The sequence below is a fragment of the Streptomyces milbemycinicus genome, from assembly GCF_002154605.1.
GTDB lineage: Bacteria > Actinomycetota > Actinomycetes > Streptomycetales > Streptomycetaceae > Streptomyces > Streptomyces milbemycinicus.
The window spans coordinates 1-875 of the sequence record NZ_MUNE01000208.1 but is presented as its reverse complement, the minus strand read 5'-3'; the positions used below and the strand labels follow the sequence as shown (position 1 = coordinate 875).

At 69.1% G+C, this 875-nt stretch carries 1 protein-coding gene and 2 pseudogenes; 2 read left to right on the top strand and 1 reads right to left on the bottom strand.

Annotated elements, in window-relative coordinates:
* Nucleotides 1–615: FtsW/RodA/SpoVE family cell cycle protein (locus CCN51_RS18190; protein ID WP_158104684.1), on the top strand; the 615-nt coding region annotated here is incomplete at its 5' end.
* A gap of 6 nt (nucleotides 616–621) precedes the next feature.
* Nucleotides 622–771: pseudogene (locus CCN51_RS18185) on the top strand (glycosyltransferase); the annotation flags it as partial.
* Nucleotides 772–795: 24 nt separating this feature from the next.
* Here CCN51_RS18185 and CCN51_RS57470 read toward each other — a convergent pair.
* Nucleotides 796–873: pseudogene (locus CCN51_RS57470) on the bottom strand (glycosyltransferase); the annotation flags it as partial.
* Nucleotides 874–875 lie beyond the last annotated feature (2 nt).

Genomic DNA, 875 nt, shown 5'->3' with positions numbered 1-875 from the left:
GGCGTACTGCTGATCAAGACCAGCGCCAACCGGATGTCCCGGCTCGCCTGTATCGGGGCCACCGAGCCCGGCCACAATGATCAGTGCTGGCAGGCGGTGCACGGGATCTACGCCCTGGCCAATGGCGGCTGGTTCGGTTCCGGACTGGGTGCAAGTATGGAAAAATGGGGCGAACTACCCGAACCACACACCGACTTCATCTTCGCCATTACCGGGGAGGAACTCGGCCTCGCGGGGACGCTGTCGGTGCTCGTACTCTTCGCGGCTCTAGGCTATGCGGGTATCCGCGTGGCCGGACGCACGGAGGACCACTTCGTGAGGTATGCCGCGGGAGGCGTGACCACCTGGATCACGGCCCAGGCCGTGGTCAATATCGGCGCGGTGCTCGGTCTGCTGCCGATCGCCGGGGTCCCGCTCCCGCTGTTCTCCTACGGAGGGTCCGCCCTGCTGCCGACCATGTTCGCGATCGGCCTGCTGATCGCCTTCGCGCGGGCGGAGCCGAGCGCGCGGGCGGCACTGGCGACGCGGCAGCCTGCTTTGTGGAAGAAGCTGGCTCGGGTGAGACGGAAGACGATGAGACGGCGCGTCAAGAAGCGGCCGTCCGGAGAGCGGTGAATTTCGGTGCATGTCGTACTCGCCGGTGGGGGGACCGCCGGCCACATCGAGCCCGCGCTCGCCCTCGCGGACGCCCTGCGCAGGCAGGATCCGACCGTGGGGATCACAGCGCTCGGCACGGAGCGGGGGCTCGAGACCCGGCTCGTGCCCGAGCGCTGTGATCCCCACGGTCGGATCCTGCCTGCGCAGGGCGTCCGCGAGGGCGAGCGCGGGCTCGATGTGGCCGGCGGTCCCCCCACCGGCGAGTACGACATGCACCG